Annotated in this window: 14 protein-coding genes and 1 pseudogene; 7 read left to right on the plus strand and 8 right to left on the minus strand. The window is 63.3% G+C overall.

The annotated features are described in order from the left end of the window. Nucleotides 1–173: 173 nt before the first annotated feature. Both tilS and ybgF read right to left on the minus strand, forming a co-directional pair. A complete protein-coding gene (tilS, locus tag V9T28_RS00125) occupies nt 174–1,211 on the minus strand; it encodes a tRNA lysidine(34) synthetase TilS (RefSeq protein ID WP_245424126.1) in 1,038 nt (345 codons plus the stop codon). Further along, a complete protein-coding gene (gene ybgF / locus V9T28_RS00130) occupies nt 1,205–2,302 on the minus strand; it encodes a tol-pal system protein YbgF (RefSeq protein ID WP_210210416.1) in 1,098 nt (365 codons plus the stop codon). Before ybgF ends, tilS begins: the two co-directional genes overlap by 7 nt. A gap of 251 nt (nt 2,303–2,553) precedes the next feature. Between ybgF and V9T28_RS00135 the strand changes: the two genes are divergently transcribed. Then, complete coding sequence (locus V9T28_RS00135) at nt 2,554–3,768, plus strand: MFS transporter (RefSeq protein WP_116401351.1); 1,215 nt, start codon at nt 2,554–2,556, stop codon at nt 3,766–3,768. A 12-nt stretch (nt 3,769–3,780) separates the two neighbouring features. Here V9T28_RS00135 and eutC read toward each other — a convergent pair whose 3' ends face one another. The 3 genes from eutC to V9T28_RS00150 all read right to left on the minus strand — a co-directional run bounded on the left by eutC (nt 3,781) and on the right by V9T28_RS00150 (nt 7,115). Beyond that, entirely contained in the window at nt 3,781–4,569 is a 789-nt protein-coding gene (gene eutC / locus V9T28_RS00140; RefSeq protein ID WP_116401352.1) for an ethanolamine ammonia-lyase subunit EutC, read from the minus strand. A gap of 1 nt (nt 4,570) precedes the next feature. Continuing rightward, entirely contained in the window at nt 4,571–5,962 is a 1,392-nt protein-coding gene (locus tag V9T28_RS00145) for an ethanolamine ammonia-lyase subunit EutB (protein ID WP_116401353.1), read from the minus strand. A gap of 121 nt (nt 5,963–6,083) precedes the next feature. Then, a complete protein-coding gene (locus V9T28_RS00150; protein ID WP_116401354.1) occupies nt 6,084–7,115 on the minus strand; it encodes a substrate-binding domain-containing protein in 1,032 nt (343 codons plus the stop codon). A gap of 365 nt (nt 7,116–7,480) precedes the next feature. Between V9T28_RS00150 and V9T28_RS00155 the strand changes: the two genes are divergently transcribed. From V9T28_RS00155 to V9T28_RS00180, 6 genes and pseudogenes are all read left to right on the plus strand, one after another. Continuing rightward, complete coding sequence (locus V9T28_RS00155; protein WP_116401355.1) at nt 7,481–8,749, plus strand: ABC transporter substrate-binding protein; 1,269 nt, start codon at nt 7,481–7,483, stop codon at nt 8,747–8,749. A gap of 133 nt (nt 8,750–8,882) precedes the next feature. Beyond that, complete coding sequence (locus V9T28_RS00160; protein WP_116401356.1) at nt 8,883–9,788, plus strand: carbohydrate ABC transporter permease; 906 nt, start codon at nt 8,883–8,885, stop codon at nt 9,786–9,788. Next, entirely contained in the window at nt 9,785–10,609 is an 825-nt protein-coding gene (locus V9T28_RS00165) for a carbohydrate ABC transporter permease (RefSeq protein WP_116401357.1), read from the plus strand. Before V9T28_RS00160 ends, V9T28_RS00165 begins: the two co-directional genes overlap by 4 nt. An 18-nt stretch (nt 10,610–10,627) precedes the next feature. Continuing rightward, a complete protein-coding gene (locus V9T28_RS00170; RefSeq protein WP_116401358.1) occupies nt 10,628–12,250 on the plus strand; it encodes an alpha-glucosidase family protein in 1,623 nt (540 codons plus the stop codon). An 18-nt stretch (nt 12,251–12,268) separates the two neighbouring features. Continuing rightward, on the plus strand, nt 12,269–13,351 hold the full coding sequence (locus V9T28_RS00175) for an ABC transporter ATP-binding protein (protein ID WP_116401359.1): 1,083 nt from the start codon (nt 12,269–12,271) through the stop codon (nt 13,349–13,351). A 217-nt stretch (nt 13,352–13,568) separates the two neighbouring features. Then, a pseudogene (locus V9T28_RS00180) lies at nt 13,569–14,572 on the plus strand (IS110 family transposase); the annotation flags it as partial. A gap of 121 nt (nt 14,573–14,693) precedes the next feature. Here the strand turns inward: V9T28_RS00180 and glgX are convergent. The 3 genes from glgX to glgC all read right to left on the minus strand — a co-directional run bounded on the left by glgX (nt 14,694) and on the right by glgC (nt 21,881). Beyond that, nucleotides 14,694–18,923, minus strand: coding sequence for a glycogen debranching protein GlgX (glgX, locus tag V9T28_RS00185; RefSeq protein ID WP_245424255.1), 4,230 nt, complete (start codon nt 18,921–18,923; stop codon nt 14,694–14,696). 226 nt (nt 18,924–19,149) lie between these two features. Then, complete coding sequence (gene glgA, locus V9T28_RS00190) at nt 19,150–20,604, minus strand: glycogen synthase GlgA (RefSeq protein ID WP_116402740.1); 1,455 nt, start codon at nt 20,602–20,604, stop codon at nt 19,150–19,152. Beyond that, a complete protein-coding gene (gene glgC / locus V9T28_RS00195; protein WP_116402765.1) occupies nt 20,601–21,881 on the minus strand; it encodes a glucose-1-phosphate adenylyltransferase in 1,281 nt (426 codons plus the stop codon). The genes glgA and glgC overlap by 4 nt, the downstream gene beginning before the upstream one ends. Nucleotides 21,882–21,891: the final 10 nt, after the last annotated feature.

The following is a 21,891-nucleotide window of genomic DNA, read 5'->3' on the forward strand; positions in this document are numbered from 1 at the left end:
CGGCCGTGCCCGTTCTGAATTTGTACGCCCCTGATCGCGTGGACGGCTGTGGTTTTCGGAAAATTCCCTAGTTTTTACAAGGCGAAAGGCCTCGTCAAAGCGGGCGCCTCGTGCCGTCGGACGTGTGCTGCGCGCATAAGAGATTTTGCAGCGATTCGGCGGCGACCGATGATTTATCCCGGCATCCCACGCCGGCGCGGCCCTTCGCGGACCATCGTCAATCGCCCGTCTTGCGTCAATGTGAAAAGCGCGCCGCCCAAGGTGCGGCGGAACGGCTCTTGCCCGTCGAAGGCGCTGCTCAATTGCGCGGCGAAATCCTCGATGCGCTCCAGGCGCGGCGCGCGCCATTCCGGATCGTCGCCGAAGAATTCCCGTAAGGCGAAAGTGACGAGACGGGTCAGCACTTCGAAGGGTTGGCGCGCGAGTTCCGCTGCATCGTAAACGCGGCGCTCCGTGAGCACTTCGATGACGGCCGCCGCGTGCGCGTGGCGGGCGAGGGCGGCGAGGGTTTCGTCCCAGCGCGCGAGCCTTTGGCTCAATGTCGCGAGCCGAGCGGCGGTAAGTCCTTCCGCCGCCAGTTGCGGCATCAGAGTGCGCCAGCGGCTGCGGGCAAACCGTGGGTCCGCATTGGAGGGATCCTGCACATAGGTCCAGCCGCTGGCCGCGCAGGTGGCGACGAGCCGGGCTTTGGCGATGGCGAGGAACGGCCGCACGTGGGTGAGCGACCGGCGCTGCGTCGTCGCCTGCATGCCGATGAGACCGGCCGGGCCTGACCCACGCGCCATGCGCATCAGGATCGTTTCGGCCTGGTCGTCCAGCGTGTGCGCGGTGACGAGATGGGTCGCATCCTGCCGCAGCGCGAACCGGTCAAGCAAATCGTAGCGCGCCGCCCGCGCCGCATCCTGCAGGCCGGTCGTGGGCTTTTCGCCTTCCCAGGTGAGAATTGTATGCGGCAGGCCGAGCTGCGCGGCGGCATGGCCGACCTCTTCGGCCTCGGCCCGCGCCTCGGGCCGCAACGCGTGGTCGACGGTCGCGACGATGAGCGGCGGCACGGCTTGCTGCGCCTGCCACAGCGCAGCCAGATGCATCAAGGCAATGGAATCCGGACCGCCCGATACGGCGAGAACGATTTTCTTGGCCTCCACCAGCGGTGCGAACAAGTCGGCGCATTCCGCGAGGCCGAGCGGGGCCTCGGATTCAGGCTTTAGCACCCGACGCGCTTATATTCGCGGTCGGCGCCGGACCGGATCGATGGCGCCGCGTTCGGATAGCGGCGGCCTACTTCCTGGAAGGTCGCGCAGGCCTGTTCCTTCGCGCCGAGCGCATCGAGCGACGTGCCCAGATGCAAGAGGCTTTCCGGCGCCCGCGGCGCATTGGGATAGTCGGTCGTGAATTTCAAAAATTGTTCCGCCGCCTCGCGATGCCGTCCCTCACGGAAATAGGCTTGCGCCAGATAATACGTGGCGTCCGGTACCATCCGGTCCTTCGGATTCTTGGCGATGAAATCCTTGAAGGCGTTTTCCGCTTCGGCGAGCTGGCCGAGCTTGTATTGGCTGACGGCCATATCATAGTCGCTGCGGCCGCCTCCGGGAGAGATGGGTTGCCCGACCGTGCCGGAGGCCGGTTGCACGCCGGGCGCCGACAGGTCCATCGGACCGCTTGCGACCACCGGTCCGCCCGGCGTGTTGCTGCGCAGCGGAGCGGAGGGCTGGGTGGTGCCAAGCTGCCGGGGCGCGCCCGGGGCGTTGGGCAGCGCATTCGGATCGAAGGCGTCGCCGCGATGCACGCCGGTGACGACGCCGGGCTGCGGCTGCGGATTGTCGTCGGCGACGACGGGTCCCTGACCCTGCGGCGGCGTCACCGCGCCGGTCTGCACGCCGGGCTCCGGATCTGACAATTCGGTTCTTTTGCCCGGTACGCGGGCCGCACCGCTGCCTTTGCCGTTTTGCAGATCCTGGAAGCGGAAATCGATGTCCTGCTGCATCTTGCGCATCTGGTCGTCGAGCCGGCGCTGCTGGAATTGCAATTGCTCGATCTGCCCGGTCAGATCGCGCATTTCGTTTTCGAGATGGCCGAGGCGCACGGTCATGTTGCTGCCGTCGTCATCCTGGGTCTGCTGATATTGGTCGCCGCCGCCCGGCACGTCGGCCGGCGGCCGGCCGAACAATTGCGCCATCTGCACGCGCGCCTGGCCCATCTGCGTTTCGAGCGCGTTCATCCGGGCATTGGCGTCCTGCGCCAGGGCGGCGCCGGGCAGGGCGAGCAGCAGCGCGGCGAAAGCAGGAGCCGAAATCCGGCGCATAGTCCGATGAAATCTCAACATTGTGTCGTCAGTCCCAGAAGGAAATATTGGCGTGCTTATCATAAAGTCGGCAGTTCGGCCAAAATTTGGTTCCGGTATGGCTGATTGGCGGCAAGCTGCGGCAGTTCGGTGCAAATCGTCGCAGGCCCTTAGCGGATGGCAGCGATGCGTTGCCTCGGCTGGCGAGCCAGTGCGAACGCGTCCATAAAGCTTCAAACTCCTCCATCTTCAACATTTTAAACGTCCCAACCATGACCGACGCGCCCGCACCAAGCTCATCCCCGGAATCACCCTATTGGGTCCGGAACCTGATCGTGTGCCTCGCCGGATCGTTCACCACGATCGTCGCGATGACCCTGCTGGTGCCGTTTCTGCCGATTTATGTCGAGGATCTCGGGGTGACAGACCACGCCGCCATCGTGCAATGGTCGGGCGTCACCTTCGGCGCGACCTTCCTCACAGCGGCCCTGGTCGCGCCGCTCTGGGGGCGGCTGGCGGATCTTTACGGCCGCAAACTGATGCTGGTGCGCGCCAGCCTCGGCATGACGATCGCCATGTCGCTCACCGGCATGGCGCACAATATCTGGCAATTGCTGATTTTGCGGCTGCTGACCGGGTTGCTCGGCGGCTATGCCTCCGGAGCGAATGTGCTGGTGGCGACGCAGACGCCGAAGGCGCGGTCCGGCTGGGCGCTCGGCATGCTCTCGTCCGGCGTGATGGCCGGCAGCCTGCTCGGACCGCTCATCGGCGGCGCCTTGCCCAATCTGATCGGCATCCGGCAGACCTTCTGGCTGGCTGGGGCGGTGATCTTTATCGCTTTCCTCGCCACCTGCTTCCTGATCAAGGAAGAGCGCCGGATGGGCTCGCGCGCGGCAATCAAGCAGAAGGTGCGGTGGTCGGCGATTCCGGACAAACGGCCGATTGTCGCCATGTTGCTCACCGGCTTCATGTTCACCCTCGCCACTATGTCGATCGAGCCGATCATCACGGTCTACGTGTCGCAACTCGTCAACGACCAGACGCAGGTGAGCCTGATGTCGGGCGTCGTCATGTCGGCGGCCGCTTTTGGGGCCATTCTGTCGGCTTCCCCCATCGGCAAATGGGCCGACCGTTTCGGCCATTGGAATGTCGTGGTCCTGAGCCTGCTCGCGGCGGTCGTGCTGCTGATTCCGCAAGCCTTTGTCACCGAGGCTTGGCAATTGGTGCTGCTGCGCTTCTTGATGGGCATGGCGCTCGGCGGCCTGATGCCGTGCATCACCGCCGTCATCCGCCACCGCGCGCCCGAGCAGATGGCCGGCACCTTGCTCGGCTATTCGATTTCCATCCAGTACGCGGGCCAGGTGATCGGGCCGCTGCTCGGTGGGTTCGTCGGCGGCCATCTGGGGATGCGCGCAGTCTTCCTCGCCACCTCGCTGCTGCTCGCTCTGGCGGCGCTCTATGCTTGGCGGACGAAAAACGCGGATTAATCCCCGCGACGTTCAATTTGGCAGGCTTGCCTTTGCGTCTTTCAGCCCGACGCCGCTGATGCCCGTGCGCAGCATGTCCGTCACCAATGCGGCGATGGCATCCGCCGCGACTGCGATCGGCATGCCGCCTTCGCGAATGTTGGAAATGCAGTTGCGCCGCGAATCCGGCGTGCCGGTCTGCGGCCCGTAGGTCACGTAGCCGCCGAGGCTGTCGGCGGCGGAAAGGCCGGGCCGCTCGCCGATCAGGATGATCGAAACTTTCGCGCCGAGCCCCTCGCCGACCGGATCGCCGAGCGCCACCCGCGCCTGCCGGGCGACGACGATGGGCGCCAGCGTCAGCCCCCTTTCCGCAAGGCGGGCCGAGAGGGCCGCCACCAGCGGCACGGCGTTGATCTCGACGGCGCTGGAGGAAAGGCCATCTGCGACGATGATCACCACCTCGCAGGTCCCACGCGCCTCCCGGAGAGCGGCGAGCATCTGCCGTGACGGATCCGCCAGCCGCCGGCCGAGATCCGGCCGGCGCACATAGACGCTGCGCTCCGACGCGAGGCTCTCGACTTCCACGACGTCGAGACCGAGCGCGCGGATTTTGGACTCGATCCCGTTTGGATCGATGGCGCTCCACACCGCCTCGCGCGCCTTGGCGTGGTCGAGCAGAAAGGCGAGCTGCGCCTGCGTCGGCAGGCCGGAGCCGAAACGCCCCAGCGCGACGCGCGCATCGGTCATGGCCTTCAGGTCGAGGTGGCGCTCGCCGGCGGGCTTGGCGACGGAGGCCGATGCGGTAATGTCCGGCTTCGTCATCTCATGCTCCGAGCAGGCTGAGCGAGGAGAGTTCGTTCTGAAGGCGCGCCGATCCGTCCACCAGCATCCCGCGGGCATCGGTCAGCCCGACGTCGCGCAGCCAGGCCTCGAATTCGGGCGCCGGCGGCCGGTTGAGCGTCTCGCGGCAATAGACGGCATCGTGATGCGACAGCGACTGGTAGTTCAGCATGATGTCGTCGGCACCGGGCACGGTAATAACGAAATTGACGTTGGCGGCACAGAGCAGTGTGAGCAGCGTGTCCATGTCCTCCTGGTCGGCATCGGCGTGATTGGTGTAGCAGACGTCGACGCCCATCGGCAGGCCAAGCAGTTTGCCGCAGAAATGATCCTCCAGCCCCGCCCGGATGATCTGCTTGCCGTTAAACAGATATTCCGGCCCGATGAAGCCGACGACCGTGTTGACGAGGAGCGGCGAGAACTGCCGCGCCACCGCGTAGGCGCGGGCTTCCATCGTCTGCTGGTCGACGCCGAAATGCGCATCCGCCGAAAGCGCCGCACCCTGTCCCGTCTCGAAATACATGAGATTGGCGTCGCGCGCGGCTCGCTTCAGTCCGCGCACCGCCTCATGCGCCTCCGACAGCAGCGCGAGGTTGACGCCGAAACCGTCATTGGCCTTCTGCGAGCCGGCGACCGACTGGAAGACGAGATCGACGGGCGCGCGTTTCTCGATGGCGCGGATCGCCGTCGTCACATGGCCGAGGCAGCAGGTCTGGGTCGGGATCGCGAGCCGCGTGCGCAATTCGTCGAGCAGCGCGACGATGCGGACATAATCTTCCGTGCTGTCGGTCGCCGGATTGACGCCGATAACCGCATCGCCCGATCCCATCAACAGACCGTCGATCGCCGACGCGGCGATGCCGTAGCTGTCGTCGGTCGGGTGGTTCGGCTGGTTGCGGGTCGAGAGCCGGCCCTTGAGTCCGATGGTCGAGCGGAAGTGGGTGACGACCTCGCGCTTGGCGGCGACGGCGATCAGGTCCTGCACTCGCATGATCTTCGAGACGGCAGCAACCATTTCCGGCGTCAGCCCGAAGGTGACGGCTTCCAATTGCCGCTGGCCGGTCTCAGGCTGCAGCAGCCATTCGCGAAACGCCCCGACCGTGAGCGAGGAGATCGGCGAAAAGGCCTTTTGATCGTGCTGCTCGGCGATCAGCCGAGACACCTCGTCCTCTTCGGACGGAATGAGTTCTTCGGAAAGAAATGTCTTCAGCGGGACATCCGCCAGCGCCATTTGCGCCGCTAGCCGTTCAACCGGCCCTTCGGCCGCAATGCCGGCCAATTGGTCGCCGGACCGCTCCGGCGTCGCCTTCGCCATCAACTGCTTGAGGTCGTCGAAGCGGAAGACTGTCTGCTCGATCGTCGTTTGATAGGTCATAGAACTTCTGCCGATTGAGACGTGCCAAGGTTTCTTGATGAAGCCCGCGTGTGTACGACCTGCCGCACGGTGTACGACAAGAGCCAATGCCATCTAAGCATAGAGCTTTGGGATCGAACACCTAATCTTTTTGCAACGGCGGCGGCGTCGAGCCGCGCACCACGAGTTCCGGCGTCCAGATCTCCTGCAGATCCTCGATCGCCGCGCCGCCGATCCGCGCGATCAGCATCTCCGCGACGCGCCGGCCCGCATCGCGGATCGAGGATTGGGTGGTCGAGAGTGGCGGATCGAAATAGTCCGGTCGCAATTGCGAGATGCGGTCGTCGTGGGCGATGAGGGCGAGATCGCGCCCGATTTGCAGGCCGAATTCGCGCGCGGCGCGCATCACGCCCGGCACCATCAGCGTGCTGGCGCAGACGAAGGCGGTCGGTCGGCGCGGTGCTTGGAGACAGGCGAGGGCGTTGCGGTAGCCATATTCGTCGGTCATCTGTCCTTCGAGCGACCAGGCCTTCATGGTCGGATCGCTCACGCCGCCGACTGCGCGCCGGAACCCGGCCTCGCGATGGCAGGCGAACGTATAGTCGATTTCGGCGTTCAAAAGCGCGATGCGGCGATGGCCAAGATCGATCAGCAGTTTGGTCGCGGCGAAAAACGCGCCTTCATTGTCGATGTCGAGGAAGGCATAGGGAGCGCTCGCCACCGTGCGGCCATGCAGGATGAAGGGTATGTTGGTCTCGGCCAGAATCCGCAGCCGCTTGTCCTCGACTTTCGGCGAACTCAGCAGCAGCCCGTCGACCTGCAGCGCCGCGGCGGCGCGCCGGTAGGCCTCTTCCTCGCGGTCGCTGCTCGGGGTGGAGAGCGTGATGGCGAGGTCGTGCAGGGCGGTGGTCTCCGCAACGCCGGCGAGATAATCGGCGAACAGCGGCTCCAGCAGCATCTTGCGTTCGGGCTGGAAGACGATGCCGATCGAGCCCGATCGCCCCTTGGCGAGGTTCTGGGCATTGGAATTGGGGTGGTAATCGTAATGCGCCGCGGCTTCCGCTACCCGGCTGCGGGTGCGCATGCTGACCTCCGGATAGCCGTTGAGCGCGCGGCTGACGGTGGTTTGCGACAGACCCAAATGCTGCGCCAGTTCCTTCAATCTTATGGCCATCGGACTACCAGTGAAAAGCGCTTCGGGAGCAGTCTATGCGAATGGGCTCGGCGTTGCATTCGTGTTGAAATGAGCGTTGCTTCCCATCATGCGCATCGCCCCCGATTAATCAAGCGCGATGCGCGCACTGATGCATTAGCCGAAAGGGGCAAAAGACCTGAGCTATAGGGCAAACTTGCACCTGCGTGGCCCGCATCGTGCTCCTAATCGTGTCTTTTCCGGGTGCTGCGATTGACACCTCGTGCGGATTGGACCAAGAATATTCCAAAGCGCTTTGAAAAATTACAAATCATTGTGCTCACGGTCAGGGCACAAGGGAGGGCTGAAGTCCCTCGCAACGACCGGGGAAACGACTGGGAGGTGTCATGAGATTGCGCCCGCTGTGCATCGCCGCTGGCCTCGCCATCGGCTTGTTCGCATCCGTTTCGGCCAAGGCCGTGACGATTTCCATTTCCTGCGGCGCGGTCGGCGCGGAATTCGCGCTCTGCAAGGAGGGCGCGGAGGCCTGGGCCAAGAAAACCGGCAATGAGGTGAAGCTGGTTTCGACTCCCGATTCCGTCGGCGACCGTCTGGCGCTCTATCAGCAATGGCTCGGCGCCGGCAGCACCGATATCGACGTGCTGCAGATCGACGTGATCTGGCCCGGCATTCTCGGCTCGCAATTCCTCGACCTCAAGCCCTATTCCAAAGGCGTGGAAGACGAACATTTCAAGGCGATCATCGACAACAATACGGTGAAGGGCAAACTCGTCGCCATGCCGTGGTTCACGGACGTGGGCGTCTTGTTCTACCGCAAGGATTTGCTGGACAAATACGGCGAGAAACCGCCGACCACCTGGGAAGAGCTCGCCGCGACGGCGCAGAAGATCGAGGACGGCGAGCGCAAGGCCGGCAACGACAAGATGTGGGGTTTCGTCTTCCAGGGCAAATCCAACGAGAGCCTGACCTGCAACGCCCTCGAATGGATCGATTCCTATGGCGGCGGCACGTTCGTGGACGCTGACGGCAAGATCACCGTCAACAATCCGAAGGCCGTCGCGGCGCTGACCGAGGCGAGCAGTTTTGTCGGCAAGATCAGCCCCGAGGGCGTGACCGCCTATGGCGAGGAAGACGCGCGCGGCGTCTTCCAATCGGGCAATGCGGTCTTCATGCGCAATTGGCCCTATGCCTACGCGCTCGGCAATTCCGCCGACAGTCCGATCAAGGGCAAATTCAGTGTCATGGCCCTGCCGAAAGGCGGCGCCGATGGGCATAGCAGCGGCACGCTGGGTGGCTGGCAGCTTGCCGTGTCGAAATATTCGACCCACCCGACCGAAGCCGCCGACCTTGTCATGTATCTGACCAGCAAGGACGAGCAGAAGCGCCGGGCGATCGTCGGATCCTACATCCCAACCATCCCCGATCTTTACAAGGACAAGGACGTGCTCGCCGCGCAACCAGTGTTCGGCGATTTCTACGACGCCTTCGTCCATGCGGTCGCGCGGCCCTCGCGGGTGACGGGCACGAATTACAACAAAGTGTCGACCGCCGTGTGGAACAGCGCAGGCTCGGTACTGTCGGGAAGCGCAAAGGCCGACGCGGCGCTCCCGTCGCTGGAGAAGGACCTGACGAAGATCAAACGCAGCGGCTGGTGATCTGCCGGCCAGCATCGGCTCGGCACTGGTTGGGTGACGTTTTTTTAAATGTTTTCCCGTCAGAAGCCGAGTCATCGTCGTTCAAAACGCCTTGCGGTGTTTTTCAGTTTTCTCCAGCCCGACGGCAGATGACATGGCGACTACCAATCTCAGCCGCACGAAAGTTCGCTCCGCCTGGCTCTTTTTGGCGCCGATGCTCATCACGCTTGCGCTGGTCGCCGGCTGGCCGCTGGTGCGGACGATCTGGTTTTCGTTCACAGATGCCAAGCTGGACAATCTCGACGACATCAAGTTCATCGGCTTCGACAATTTCTTTTCCGAATATGGCGTGATGGCCGATGACCGGTGGTGGATCTCGGTCAAGAACACGCTGGAATTTTCCGTGATCTCGGTCGCGCTTGAAACGGTCCTCGGGCTGATCGTCGCGCTGGTGCTCAACGCGAATTTCCCCGGCCGCGGCATCGTGCGCGCCGCGATCCTCGTGCCGTGGGCGATCCCCACCATCGTCTCGGCAAAAATGTGGGCCTGGATGCTGAACGACCAGAACGGCATCGTGAACGGGATTCTGCAGAGCCTGCACATCGTCCATGATCCGATCGCCTGGATCGCCAATCCGCATCTGTCGTTCTGGACCGTCGTGCTCGTCGACGTGTGGAAGACGACGCCGTTCATGGCGCTGCTCTCGCTCGCCGCGCTGCAATTGCTTCCCTCCGATTGCTACGAGGCGGCCGAAGTCGATGGGATCAGCCCGGTCAAGGTTTTCTTCCAGGTGACTTTGCCGCTAATCCGACCTGCGCTGATCGTCGCCGTGATCTTCCGCAGCCTCGACGCACTTCGCATCTTCGATCTCATCTATGTGCTCACGCCGGGGTCCGATCAGACCATCACCATGGCGGCCTATGCGCGCGAGCAGCTCTCGGCCAACCAGGATTTCGGCATGGGCTCGGCGGCTTCGACATTGCTGTTCCTGATCATCGGCCTCATCACCATCCTCACGCTGATGGTAGGCCGAGTGAAGCTTGCGGGAGAAACGCGATGAAAGCGCTGCGCCAGATCGGATTTTGGGCGCTTGTCGCGCTCATCGTTCTCTTCTCGCTCTTCCCCTTCTATTACGCGATCATCACGTCGTTCCGCTCGGGCCAGGAATTGTTCAGCCAGAGCGTTCTGCCGAACTCCCTGTCATTGGCGAATTACGCGCTCGTGTTCGAAAACCAGCCCTTCGGTTGGAACCTGTTCAGCTCCGCCGTCGTCGCGACATCGGTGGTGCTCATTTCGCTCTTCCTCGGCGTGACGGCGGCCTATGCGCTGGCGCGGGTCGATTTTCGCGGCCGCGCCACGTTGCTGCTGACCATCGTTTCGGTCTCGATGTTCCCGCAGGTCGCGGTTCTGTCCGGCATGTTCGAACTCGTCAAGCTGCTGCACATCTACGACCGGCTCCCCAGCCTCATCCTGTCCAATCTCATTCTGACCCTACCGTTCACGGTCTGGGTGCTGACGACCTTCATGCGCGACCTGCCGAAGGAATTGGAGGAGGCGGCCTTTGTCGACGGCGCGACGCCGTTCACGGTCATCCGCCGCGTCTTTCTGCCGCTCCTGTGGCCGGCCATGGTGACGACAGGGCTGCTCGCCTTCATCGCCGCCTGGAACGAGTTCCTGTTCGCGCTCACCTTCGTGACGGATGACGACCGCCGCACCGTGCCGGTGGCGATTTCGCTCATCACCGGCGCCGGCCCGCACGAATTGCCCTGGGGCAATATCATGGCCGCCTCCGTCATCGTCACGGTGCCGCTGATCGTGCTGGTGCTGATCTTCCAACGCAAGATCGTCGCCGGCCTCACCGCGGGCGCGGTCAAAGGTTAGTTTTTGGAAAAGTGAGCAATGACGGATTCGATTGACAATGACTGGTGGCGCGGCGCGGTTCTCTATCAGATCTATCCGCGCTCCTATGCCGACGCCAACGGCGATGGGATGGGGGATTTGCGCGGTATTGCCGCGAAGCTCGATCACATCGCAAGCCTCGGCGTCGATGCGATCTGGATTTCGCCGTTCTTCAAATCGCCGATGAAGGATTTCGGCTACGACGTTTCCGATTATTGCGATGTCGACCCGTCCTTTGGGAATTTGCATGATTTCGACGCGCTCATTGTCCGCGCGAAAGAGCTGAAGCTCAAGGTGCTGATCGATCTCGTTCTGTCGCACACCTCCGATCAGCATCCCTGGTTCGCGGAAAGCCGCAAGGACAAAACGAATCCGAAATCTGATTGGTATGTGTGGGCGGACGCGAAACCGGATGGATCGCCTCCCAACAATTGGCTGTCGATTTTCGGCGGCTCCGCCTGGGCCTGGGATACGCGGCGCTGCCAATATTATCTGCATAATTTTCTGGTCGAGCAGCCGGACTTGAACTTTCACAATCCGGCCGTGCGGGATGCGCTTCTCGCCGCGACGAAATTCTGGCTCGACCGCGGCGTCGACGGCTTCCGTCTCGATACGGTGAATTTCTATTTTCATGATCGCCTGCTGCGCGACAATCCGCCGGCCGCGATCCGCGACGTGCCCGATATTCCGGCATCCAATCCCTATTCCTATCAAGATCATCTCTACGACAAGACGCAGCCCGAAAACCTCGGCTTCCTGCGTGATTTTCGCGCGTTGCTCGATCAATATCCGGCGATCACGACGGTGGGCGAAGTCGGCGCCAGCCTGCGCGGACTCGAAGTGATGGGCGAATACACCTCGGGCGGCGACAAATTGCACATGTGCTACGCGTTCGATCTGCTCGGCCTGAAATTCGGCGCGCAGTATGTGCGCGCACGGCTGGAGGCCTACGAGCACGAGGTCACCGAAGGCTGGGGCTGCTGGGCTTTTTCCAACCATGACGTGGTGCGCACGGTGACGCGTTGGGGTTTTGCCGATGAGCGGGAGAAGGCTGCGCCGCTGCTGCTGGCGCTGCTGGTTTCGTTGCGCGGCACGGCCTGCATCTATCAGGGCGAGGAACTCGGCCTCACCGAGGCGCAACTGGCGTTCGAGGATTTGCGCGATCCCTATGGCATCGCTTTCTGGCCGGAAATGCCAAGCCGCGACGGCTGCCGCACGCCGATGCCATGGGAGAACAGCGCCGGCGCCGGCTTCTCGACCGCCAAGCCCTGGCTGCCGATTCCGGATGAACATCGCGCACTGGCCGTCGCCGTGCAGGAAGCGAGCGAGACCTCGGTGCTGCATCGCGCACGTGAGATCCTGCATTGGCGCAAAAGCGTCCCGGCCCTCGCGCGCGGCGGAATCATGTTTCATGACGCGGACGAACCGGTGCTGAGCTTCAGCCGCAGCGCCGACGGCACGACGGTTCTGTGCGTGTTCAACCTGAGCGACACGCCGCAAAGCTTTGATGCGTCTTTGCTCGGGACCATCGCGCCGCTGACCGGGCACGGTTTTGCGTCGACGCTCGAAAACGAAACCGTTCACCTGCCGCCCTTCGCCGCCTTCTACGGCCTCGTGATATAAATCGGGATTGGAGAATCCATGGCTGCCGTCGTCCTCAAAGATATTTGCAAACGGTTTGGCTCGCACCAGACCATTCACAATGTGAATATCGATATCGCCGACAAGGATTTCGTGGTGTTCGTTGGGCCTTCGGGGTGCGGCAAGTCCACGTTGTTGCGGCTGATTGCCGGCCTGGAAGACATTTCAGCCGGCTCGATGACGATCGATGGCGCACCGGTGAACGATCTGCCGCCATCCAAGCGCGGCATCGCGATGGTGTTCCAATCCTATGCGCTCTATCCGCATATGACCGCCTATCAGAACATGGCTTTTGGCCTTGAACTTGCGAAGAGCGATACGCTGACGATCGATAGCAAAGTGCGCGAGGCGGCGCGCATCCTGGCGCTGGAGCCGCTGCTCGACCGTTTGCCGAAGGCGATGTCGGGCGGCCAGCGCCAGCGCGTCGCCATCGGCCGGGCGATCGTGCGCAACCCGAAAGTGTTTTTGTTCGACGAGCCCTTGTCGAATCTGGATGCGGCCTTGCGCGTGCAGATGCGGATCGAGATCGCGCGCCTGCATCGCGAGATGAATGCGACAATGGTATATGTCACGCACGATCAGGTCGAGGCAATGACGCTCGCCACCAAGATCGTCGTGCTGCGCGCGGGCCGCGTCGAGCAGGTCGGCACGCCGCTCGATCTTTACAACAAGCCCGACAATCTTTTCGTGGCCGGTTTCATCGGCTCGCCGCAGATGAATTTCATCAAGGGCCGCATTGCGAGCGCCGATGTCTCGGGCATCAAGGTGACATTGCCGGGCGGCGGGCAGGTCCTGCTGCCGTACCGCAGCGGCAATGTGGGCGACGAGGTGACGGTCGGCATTCGGCCCGAGCATCTGACCGCGACGCAAGCGCCTCATCTGACCCCGGTGTCGGGCACGATCTTCGCGGTGGAGCAATTGGGCGAATCGCACCTGCTCTATGTGAAGCTCGCCGACGATTCGCTTCTCACCTATCGCGGCGCATTCGAAACCGGCGCGTCAGTGGGCGGTGCATTGACCGTGTATGTCGATCCCGAACGCTGCCACGTGTTTGCGAATGATGGGCAGGCGTTGAAGCGGTAGGTATCTCCTCGCGCGTCATTGCGAGGAGCGTAAGCGACGAAGCAATCCTGTATGTTTGTAGAGCGTCACGCGTTGGTGTGACGTGAGGCGGGTGTGGCGCGGAAGCAATCCAGGCAACACCGTGATGATGGCGAGCGCATGCCCGCCTCCTGTTGTGACCGAACAGTCGATTGGGCGGCGTGTTTGACCGCGCTGGTCCGGATACAGGAGAGGCTTCATGATCGTCTTGTCGAACGCCGCCGGGATTGATGCCGGGCGGGATTTTCTGGATGTTGCGGTTGAACCGTGCGGCCATGTTCGCCGGGTCGCCAACGCACCTGCCGGCATCAAGGCCTTGCTGGCCTGGCTGACGCGCCGACAGGTGCGGCGCGTCGTGCTGGAGGCGATCGGCCCCTATGCGGCGCGCCTCGTGCGGGCCCTTGCCGATACCGGTTTCGAGGTCGGCCTCGTGGATCCGCGCCGCATCCGGGCCTGGCGGACCGCCGAAGGACGTCGGGCCAAAACGGATCGGCTGGACGCCAAGCTCATTGCGCGCTTTGCTCTGCGCATGGAAAATATCATCCGCCCCGTGCCCACGCCCCAGGCCCAGCGCATCAAGGCGCTGTCGACACGCCGTCGGCAGATCGTCGAGATGATTGCGATGGAAAAGACCCGTCTGAAGCAGGCTTTTGACGCGGACATCGCCCAGAACCATCGAGAGACGATCGCTTTCCTGACGAGCCAGCGCGCGGCGCTCGAGGCGGAGTTGACCGCATGCCTGACGGCCGACGATGGCGGCGCCCGCCTAGCCCTACTGCAGACTGCGCCAGGGGTCGGGCCGGCGGTGGCCATCACGCTCCTGGCGGACCTGCCGGAACTCGGAACGCTGGATCGGCGGGCCGTGGCTAGCCTCGCCGGCCTCGCGCCCCAGATCACCCAGAGCGGTCTCGACAAGGGGCAAGCGCACATTGCGGGCGGACGCCCCTGTCTGCGCAATGCGCTCTATATGGCGGCCCTTGCGGCAACCCGATCCAAATCCGGAATGCGCAGTGAGTATGAAGCCATGCGCAACGCCGGAAAACCACCCAAGGTCGCTCTCATCGCCATCGCACGAAAACTCCTGGTCATCCTCAACCATATGATGCGCGAGCGCCGACCCTGGACACCAAATCCCTCACAAAAAACTTGACGCAAAACACAGTCGCCATCTCCCTCCCAGGAAGGAGCCGCCGCCGTCGGGCCGTTGCGGCGAAAGAAAAACAATTCAGGTTGGGAGATGGATTGCTTCGCTTCGCTCGCAATGACGGCGCGCGCGTAGTGGCAATGGAACGAATATCAAAAGACACTCGCACATTGCAGCGTTTCACACGGAGGACAGATTCACGCGGCCCTTCTGCATCGCCGCAATAATCGCTTTCGCCTCCGTGCCCTCAAACAAATCGTCGACTGTCGCACTCACGCGCCGCCGCCAATTGGGTCGTTCGCGGTCGGTGCCGGGTAGATTGATGCCGTCGGTTTCGCCGGCGAGGTCGTCGGCCTGCGCCAGGACGAGCATGCAGGGCGTTTGCGCAACGGCGGCGTGGACTTGCGTGATCGGTGCGTCGGTGCTCGGCGTGTCGTCTAAGCCGTCTTCGCGCAAGGCCTCTTGCAGAGCCGCTTTTTCCGCTTCGCGCATCGCCATATGCGCGCGCACGCTGTCTTCGCTCAACTTGCCGAGCGTCTCGTTCTCGGCAATATCGACGCCCTGCCACCAACCTTTGAATGTCGGTAGATCATGGGTCGACACGCAGGCGATCGCCTTGTCGGGATAGGCCGCGGGCGGGTTGAACGCGATGCCGTCGCGCTCGAAGAACAGCACTTTGTAGCTCAACATATCGGCGGCGGCGAGGCGCTCACGGAAGCCTTCCGGAACGGTGCCGAGATCTTCGCCGACCACGAGGCAGCGGGCTTTTGCGCTCTCCAGCGCGACCTCGGCCAGCATCTCTTCAAACGGATAGGCGACATAGGCGCCATCCTTGCCTTGCGCCCCGTCCGGCACCTGAAACAGGCGCGTGAGGCCCATGACATGGTCGATACGCAGCGCGCCGGCATGCCGCATATTGGCGGCGATGAGCGCCGCGAACGAGGCAAATCCCTCTTGCGCCATGCGCAGCGGATTGGGCGGCGGCAGGTTCCACACTTGTCCCGAGGCGGAGAACGGATCGGGCGGCGCGCCGATCGACACGCCGCGCATGAAATAGGCGCCGCCGGCCCAGACTTCAGCGCTATCCGGCGCTGCCCCTACGGCAATGTCGCGGTAAAAGCCGAGCGCCAGATCGTTCTGTGCCGCAGCAGCAAACTGCTGTTCGCACAGGAATTGGAGATAGAGCTGAAACCGATAGTCTTGCTCGTTCTGTGCCAAGAAGGATGCGACATCTGCCCCTTGTGGCGCACGCAACGCATCGGGCCATTCCGACCACGCCTCGCCTTGCCGCGTTTCTGCGATCGTGGCAAATCGCGCGAAATTTTCGAGCGCCGGACCGCCTTGACGGACGAATGCGGCGAAGGCTTGCGCGAGATCGGGAGCCGCACCGGCCGAGAATGCGGCAAAACTCGCTTCGAGGATCGCGCGCTTCACGTTCCACACGGCGGGATAATCGATCATGCGGCGCGCTGTGAGCGCCTCGATCGCTCGCGCGTTGCTATCGAGAAGCGCTTTTGCGGCGGGGGCATGTCCGATGACGGAACCGGCTGTGACATCGATATAAATCGGATCGAGGAATCGCCGGTCCGAGGGATGGTAGGGGCTCGCCCGCTCGCGGTCCGTTTCGAACAAGGCGTGCATGGGGTTCAGGCCCACCAGCGCCGCGCCCTGCGCCGCCGAGGCATGGGCAAAATCGCGCAACGTCGAGAAATCGCCGATGCCCTGGTCGCTGCGGCCACGCAAGGCGTAAAGATGGGCCGCGACGCCGAAGCGCTTGGCGCCTTGCCGCAACTCATCGGGCAGATAGCAGCCACGCGGCGCCACGGTGAGACGACAGATGTCATTCGGCTGGCTCTCCAGCCAGACACGCGCGCGCCCTTGCGGCAGAGGCGGAAGCGTCAAGAGATAGGCGGTGCTGATGCGGTCGTCGGCGGCGCGCCAGTCGCGTAAAGTCGGCCGCGTCGCGGCGAGCGGCACGACGATCTCTTCGCTGCTCTCGCTCTGCACGATCAGATTGCCGTTCGGCAGCGGCACGTTGCGCGGCAGCGTTAGGCGGATGGTGACGGGCGTGTCCGCCTGGCCGACCGCAGCCTCCGGCAAGATGCGTCGGTCGCGCCTTTCGCTCAAATAAGCGAGGCTTTCGCGGGCCTGCGTATTGGTTGCGGCGTCAAGCCCCATCCCCGCGAGCAGAGCCTGCTTTGTCGCGTCCGGCACCCGGTGATTGGTACCGCCGACATCCCACCAATCCGATGCGATGCCAGCGCCGCGCGCGAGTGTGTCGAGCAGATCGGAGGCAACGCCTTGCGGCCGCGCGAGCTGTGTCGCACCGATCTCCTCGACGAAGAGGACGACACTGCGCGGCGCGACAGTCGTTTGCGCTGTGGCCGCAATCCAGGGCATCTCGCTTGCATCGGGCGCGGCCGTGTCGACAGCTCTGCGCCAGGCATAATGCGCCCGCGTCTCCGGCAAGGTGATATCGATGCTTTGCGCCCCTGCGTGGAGTACCACGACGACGCGATCGAGCGATTGGGGCGCCTGATCCGGCGCGGCGAGGCTGGCGATCAGCGTGTTCAGATTGGGATCGTGCCAGGCGGCATCGCGCAGCGCCTGGCCGTCGGGCGCATACCAGGCCACGTCGGGAAGCCAGGACTCTTCCCCCGGAGCGCCGGTGAGGAAATGGTCGCTGCATAGGGCGGCGTGGCTCTGCCGCAGCGCGATGAGCTTGGCGCAAAACGCCGCCAGTCCGGCGTCCGCTTTGTCCCAGTCGAGCCACGATATCTCGTTGTCCTGCGCATAGGCATTGTTGTTGCCGTTCTGCGACTGCCCGCATTCGCTGCCCATCGACAGCATCGGCGTGCCGCGCGAGAAGAGGAGCGTCGCGAGCAGGTTGCGCTGATCCTGCAGCCGCGCCGCCCGGATCGCCGTCTCCTCGCTCGGCCCTTCAATGCCATGGTTCCAGGAATTGTTGGCATCCGTGCCGTCGCGATTGTTCTCGCCATTGGCGAGATTGTGCTTGCCCGCGTAGCTCGTGAGATCGGCCAGGGTGAGGCCATCGTGGGCGGTGATGAAATTGACGCTGCGCGACGGCCGGCGTTTCCGCCCAAAAAGATCCTCCGAGCCGGCGACGCGCGTCGCGAGATCGCCGAGCAGGTAGGGATCGCCGCGCCAGAAGCGGCGGATACAATCGCGGTACTTGTCGTTCCACTCGCCCCAATTGGCGTTGAAATATCCGGTTTGATACCCGCCTGGGCCGATGTCCCAAGGCTCGGCGATGATTTTCAAGTCGCGTAAAATTGGGTCTTGCGCGATGGCCGTCAATAAGGGCGCGGCAGAGTCGAAACCGTTGTCGCCGCGCCCGAGCGTCGTCATCAGATCGAAGCGGAACCCGTCGAGGCCGGCGTTCTGCGCCCAGGTCCGCAGGGCGTCCATGGCGAGGCGCACGACCTGCGGCCGGTCGCAGGCAAGAATATTGCCGCAGCCGGCATCGTCGATGTAATGGCGCGGGTCGTCGGGCCGCAGGCGGTAATAGCTCGCATTGTCGAGCCCGCGCAGCGAGACGGTCGGGCCGAGCGCGTCCCCTTCGGCGCTGTGGTTCAGCACCACGTCGAGCAGCACTTCGATTCCGGCCGCCTGCAGCGCCGCGACCGTGCTGCGGATTTCCGCCCATCCGCCCGGCGCCAATTTCGGCTCGAAAGCGCACCAGCCGATGGGGTTGTAGTTCCAGTAATTGACCAGGCCGAGTGGGGCGAGATGCCGCTCATCAAGCCCGGCCATCGCCGGCATCAGTTCGACCGAGGTGATGCCGAGGCGCACGAGATGGTCGATCGCCGCTGGATGGGCGAGGCCGGCGAATGTGCCGTGGAGTTTTTCGGGGACCTGCGGATGGCGCTTGGTGAAACCGCGCACATGCAATTCATAGAGGACCGTTTTGCCCCAGGGGACGCGAGATCCGGCACGCGGGTCAGAGGATCTCGCGGCCTGCGACGCCTCGCCCACCACCGCCTTCGGCATGAACGGCGCGCTGTCGGTCGCGTCGAAGGACAGATCGAGTGCGGGGTCGTTGCGGCGATAGCCGAACATACTGTCATGCAGCTTGAACGGCCGGTCGATCTGCCGCGCGTAAGGATCGAGCAGCAGCTTGTTCGGGTTGAAGCGATGGCCTTGCTGCGGCGCATAAGGGCCATAGGCGCGTAGTCCATAACGCTGGCCGACTTCAATGGCGGCGATATGCGCATGAAAGACGTCGCCAGTGCGCTCGGTGAGGCGGATGCGCTGCACCTCGCGATCGGCTTCGTCGAACAGGCAAAACTCGATGGCTTCGGCATGGGCGGAGAAGACGGCGATATTGGCGCCGTCGTCATTCAGCGTCACGCCGAGGGGTTCTGGAAATCCGGCGGTCAATTTGAGCATCATCTCGTTGAAGTAGTAGATTTCCGACGACGCTCAAATCGCGATTTTCCGCCGTGGCCACTTGAAAAGTAGACGATCTGACGCTCGACGCAATATCTCATGCGCCAATTTTGATCAGCGCAATATCCTTTTTAAATCCTTTTTAAAGAGCCGATTGACCGGGGTGCTTAGAGAAGTTCCTTTTGCCTCTGCGCGCGCATGTAGAAATATGCGCGCCGCGTCGCTCTTAGCCTTGCGCACCTATCAGATCCCGATAGAGCTTCGCATATTGGCGCGCCGGATTGGTCCAGGACACGTCCGTTTTCATCGCGCGCCTCTGCATGCCTTTCCACACCGTTTGATCGCGCCACAGCGCGGCGGTCCGGCGGATCGCGGCGTCCAGCATCTCGACCGTCGGCGGCGCGAATTGCACTCCGGTGCCGACCCCCGAGCTAAAGGCCATTTCGTTCATGTCGATCACCGTATCGGCGAGGCCGCCAACGCGCGCGACGACGGGGATCGCGCCGTAGCGCAAGGCGCAAAGCTGGGTCAGGCCGCACGGTTCGAAGCGCGAGGGCACGAGGATCGCGTCGGAGCCAGCCTGGATGAGATGGGCCACCGTCTCGTCATAGCCGAAATAGGTGCCGATGCGGCCGGGATTGGTCGCGGTGGCGTGGTGGAAGCCGTATTCGAGCCCCTTGTCGCCCGCGCCCAGCAGGGCGAGCTGGCAGCCTTCGCCGAGCAGGGTCGGCAAGGTCGCGAGCAGCAGGTCGAGCCCCTTCTGTTGCGACAGACGGCTGACGACGCCGAAAACCAGCGCGTTGGGGTTGACCTCCAGGCCGAAGCGTTCCTGCAGCAGCGCCTTGCTCTTGGCGCGGCCGGAAATTTTGGCGACATCGAAAGACGCCGGCAGCGCGGCGTCGGTCGCGGGATTCCACACATCCGTGTCGATGCCGTTCAAAATGCCCGACAGGACGCCGGCGCGCTGGCGCAGCAAGCCGTCGAGTCCCATGCCGGCATCGGCGCCGCGAATTTCGACCGCATAGGTCGGGGAGACGGTGGTGACGCGGTCGGCAAGCTGCAGGCCCGCCTTTAAATAGCCGATCGTATTGTAATATTCGACGCCGTCCACGGCGTAAGCCCGGGCCGGCAGGCCGATCTGCCCCAACAGGTGCGGCGGAAATTGGCCCTGGAACGCGAGATTGTGCACCGTGATTACGGTGCCGGGCCGCGGCCCATCCGCATAATGCAGATAGGCGGGCGCGAGGCCCGCCTGCCAATCATGCGCATGCACCACGTCGGGCACAAATGCCGCCACCGCGCCGAGGCCGATATCGGCTGCCGCCCGCGCGAGCGCCGCGAAGCGAAACGCATTGTCCTGCCAATCGCGCCCGTCGGGCCCGGAATAGGGATTGCCGGCCCGATCGAACAGGTGTGGCGCGTCGAGCACGAACAGCTCGAGCCCCGCGGCGGTGCCGGCGAGAACTTTCGCCGCACCGCCGAAGATATGCCCATAAGTATGCACGACGCTCGGTTTTTGCAGCGCCTTGATCACCGCCGGATATCCGGGCACCAGCGACCGCATCTCGACGCCTTCCTTGGCGAGCGCCAAGGGCAGAGCGCCGGCGACATCGGCCAGGCCGCCGGTCTTGATCAGCGGATAGATTTCGGAGGCGACCGAAAGGACGCGCAAATCGCTCATGCCTGCAGCCTGTCGATCATGGCCTGCGTGATCAGGCAGATGCCTTTCTCGGTGCGGCGGAAGCGCTTGGCGTCGAGTTCCGGATCTTCGCCCACGACGAGCCCCTCCGGAATTTTCACGCCGCGGTCGATCACCGCATTTTTGAGCTGCACATTCCTGCCGACTTCGACATAGGGCAGGACCACGGCGTTCTCGACATGCGAGAAGGAATTGACGCGCACGCCGGTAAACATCAAGGAGCGCTTCAGGCTCGCGCCCGATATGATGCAGCCACCCGATATGAGCGAGGTGACGGCGCTACCGCGCCGGCCTTCGACGTCATGCACGAATTTGGCGGGCGGCGTAATTTCGCCGTAGGTCCAGATCGGCCAGCTCTCGTCATAAAGGTTGAGATCCGGAATGACTTCCGTGAGATCGATATTGGCTTCCCAATAGGCATCCACCGTCCCGACGTCGCGCCAATAGGGTGCCGCTTCGATGGAGGAGCGCACGCAGGATTTCGCGAAATGATGCGCGACCGCTTTGCCGTGTTTCACGATATAAGGAATGATGTCCTTGCCGAAGTCGCGGCTCGAGCCGGGCTCGGCGGCGTCGCGCTTCAATTGCTCGAACAGGAAATTCGTCTCGAAGACATAAATACCCATCGAGGCGAGGGAGACGTCGGTGCGTCCGGGCATCGGCGGCGGGTTGGCAGGCTTTTCGAGGAACGAAAGGATGCGGTCGTTCTCATCGACATGCATGACGCCAAAGCCCTTGGCGTCTTCAATCGGCACTTCGAGGCAGCCGATGGTGACGTCGGCGCCCGAATTGACGTGCTGCTGCAGCATCGCCTCGTAATCCATCTTGTAGATGTGATCGCCGGCGAGGAGCACGATATGGGTGGGTGCGTAGGATTCGATGATGTCGATATTCTGATAGACCGCGTCCGCCGTGCCTTCATACCAAGCGGTTTCGGACACGCGCTGGCTCGCCGGGAGAACATCGAAGCTCTCGTTGCGCTCGATGCGGAAGAAGTTCCAGCCGCGCTGCAAATGCCGGATCAGGCTGTGCGCCTTATATTGCGTCGCGATGCCGATCCGGCGGATGCCGGAGTTGAGGGCATTCGACAATGCAAAATCGATGATGCGCGATTTGCCGCCGAAAAACACCGCAGGTTTCGCCCGCCTGTCGGTGAGTTCGAGCAACCGGCTGCCACGCCCGCCGGCAAGCACATAAGCCATCGCATGACGGGACAGCGGTCCGGACGAAGTGGGTTTGGGGGAATCTTTCGGTGGCATGGGCATAAAG

Origin of the sequence: Methylovirgula sp. 4M-Z18, assembly GCF_037890675.1 — a bacterium.
In the GTDB taxonomy this organism is placed as follows: Bacteria; Pseudomonadota; Alphaproteobacteria; order Rhizobiales; family Beijerinckiaceae; genus 4M-Z18.

Bases quoted from the DNA above. Each gene is read 5' to 3' on its own strand.
- ybgF (WP_210210416.1), bottom strand. From the start codon at position 2,302: ATGCGCCGGATTTCGGCTCCTGCTTTCGCCGCGCTGCTGCTCGCCCTG.
- V9T28_RS00165 (WP_116401357.1), top strand. From the start codon at position 9,785: ATGAAAGCGCTGCGCCAGATCGGATTTTGGGCGCTTGTCGCGCTCATC.
- V9T28_RS00135 (WP_116401351.1), top strand. From the start codon at position 2,554: ATGACCGACGCGCCCGCACCAAGCTCATCCCCGGAATCACCCTATTGG.
- eutC (WP_116401352.1), bottom strand. From the start codon at position 4,569: ATGACGAAGCCGGACATTACCGCATCGGCCTCCGTCGCCAAGCCCGCC.
- V9T28_RS00145 (WP_116401353.1), bottom strand. From the start codon at position 5,962: ATGACCTATCAAACGACGATCGAGCAGACAGTCTTCCGCTTCGACGAC.
- V9T28_RS00150 (WP_116401354.1), bottom strand. From the start codon at position 7,115: ATGGCCATAAGATTGAAGGAACTGGCGCAGCATTTGGGTCTGTCGCAA.
- V9T28_RS00155 (WP_116401355.1), top strand. From the start codon at position 7,481: ATGAGATTGCGCCCGCTGTGCATCGCCGCTGGCCTCGCCATCGGCTTG.
- glgC (WP_116402765.1), bottom strand. From the start codon at position 21,881: ATGCCACCGAAAGATTCCCCCAAACCCACTTCGTCCGGACCGCTGTCC.
- V9T28_RS00170 (WP_116401358.1), top strand. From the start codon at position 10,628: ATGACGGATTCGATTGACAATGACTGGTGGCGCGGCGCGGTTCTCTAT.
- V9T28_RS00175 (WP_116401359.1), top strand. From the start codon at position 12,269: ATGGCTGCCGTCGTCCTCAAAGATATTTGCAAACGGTTTGGCTCGCAC.
- glgA (WP_116402740.1), bottom strand. From the start codon at position 20,604: ATGAGCGATTTGCGCGTCCTTTCGGTCGCCTCCGAAATCTATCCGCTG.
- glgX (WP_245424255.1), bottom strand. From the start codon at position 18,923: ATGCTCAAATTGACCGCCGGATTTCCAGAACCCCTCGGCGTGACGCTG.
- V9T28_RS00160 (WP_116401356.1), top strand. From the start codon at position 8,883: ATGGCGACTACCAATCTCAGCCGCACGAAAGTTCGCTCCGCCTGGCTC.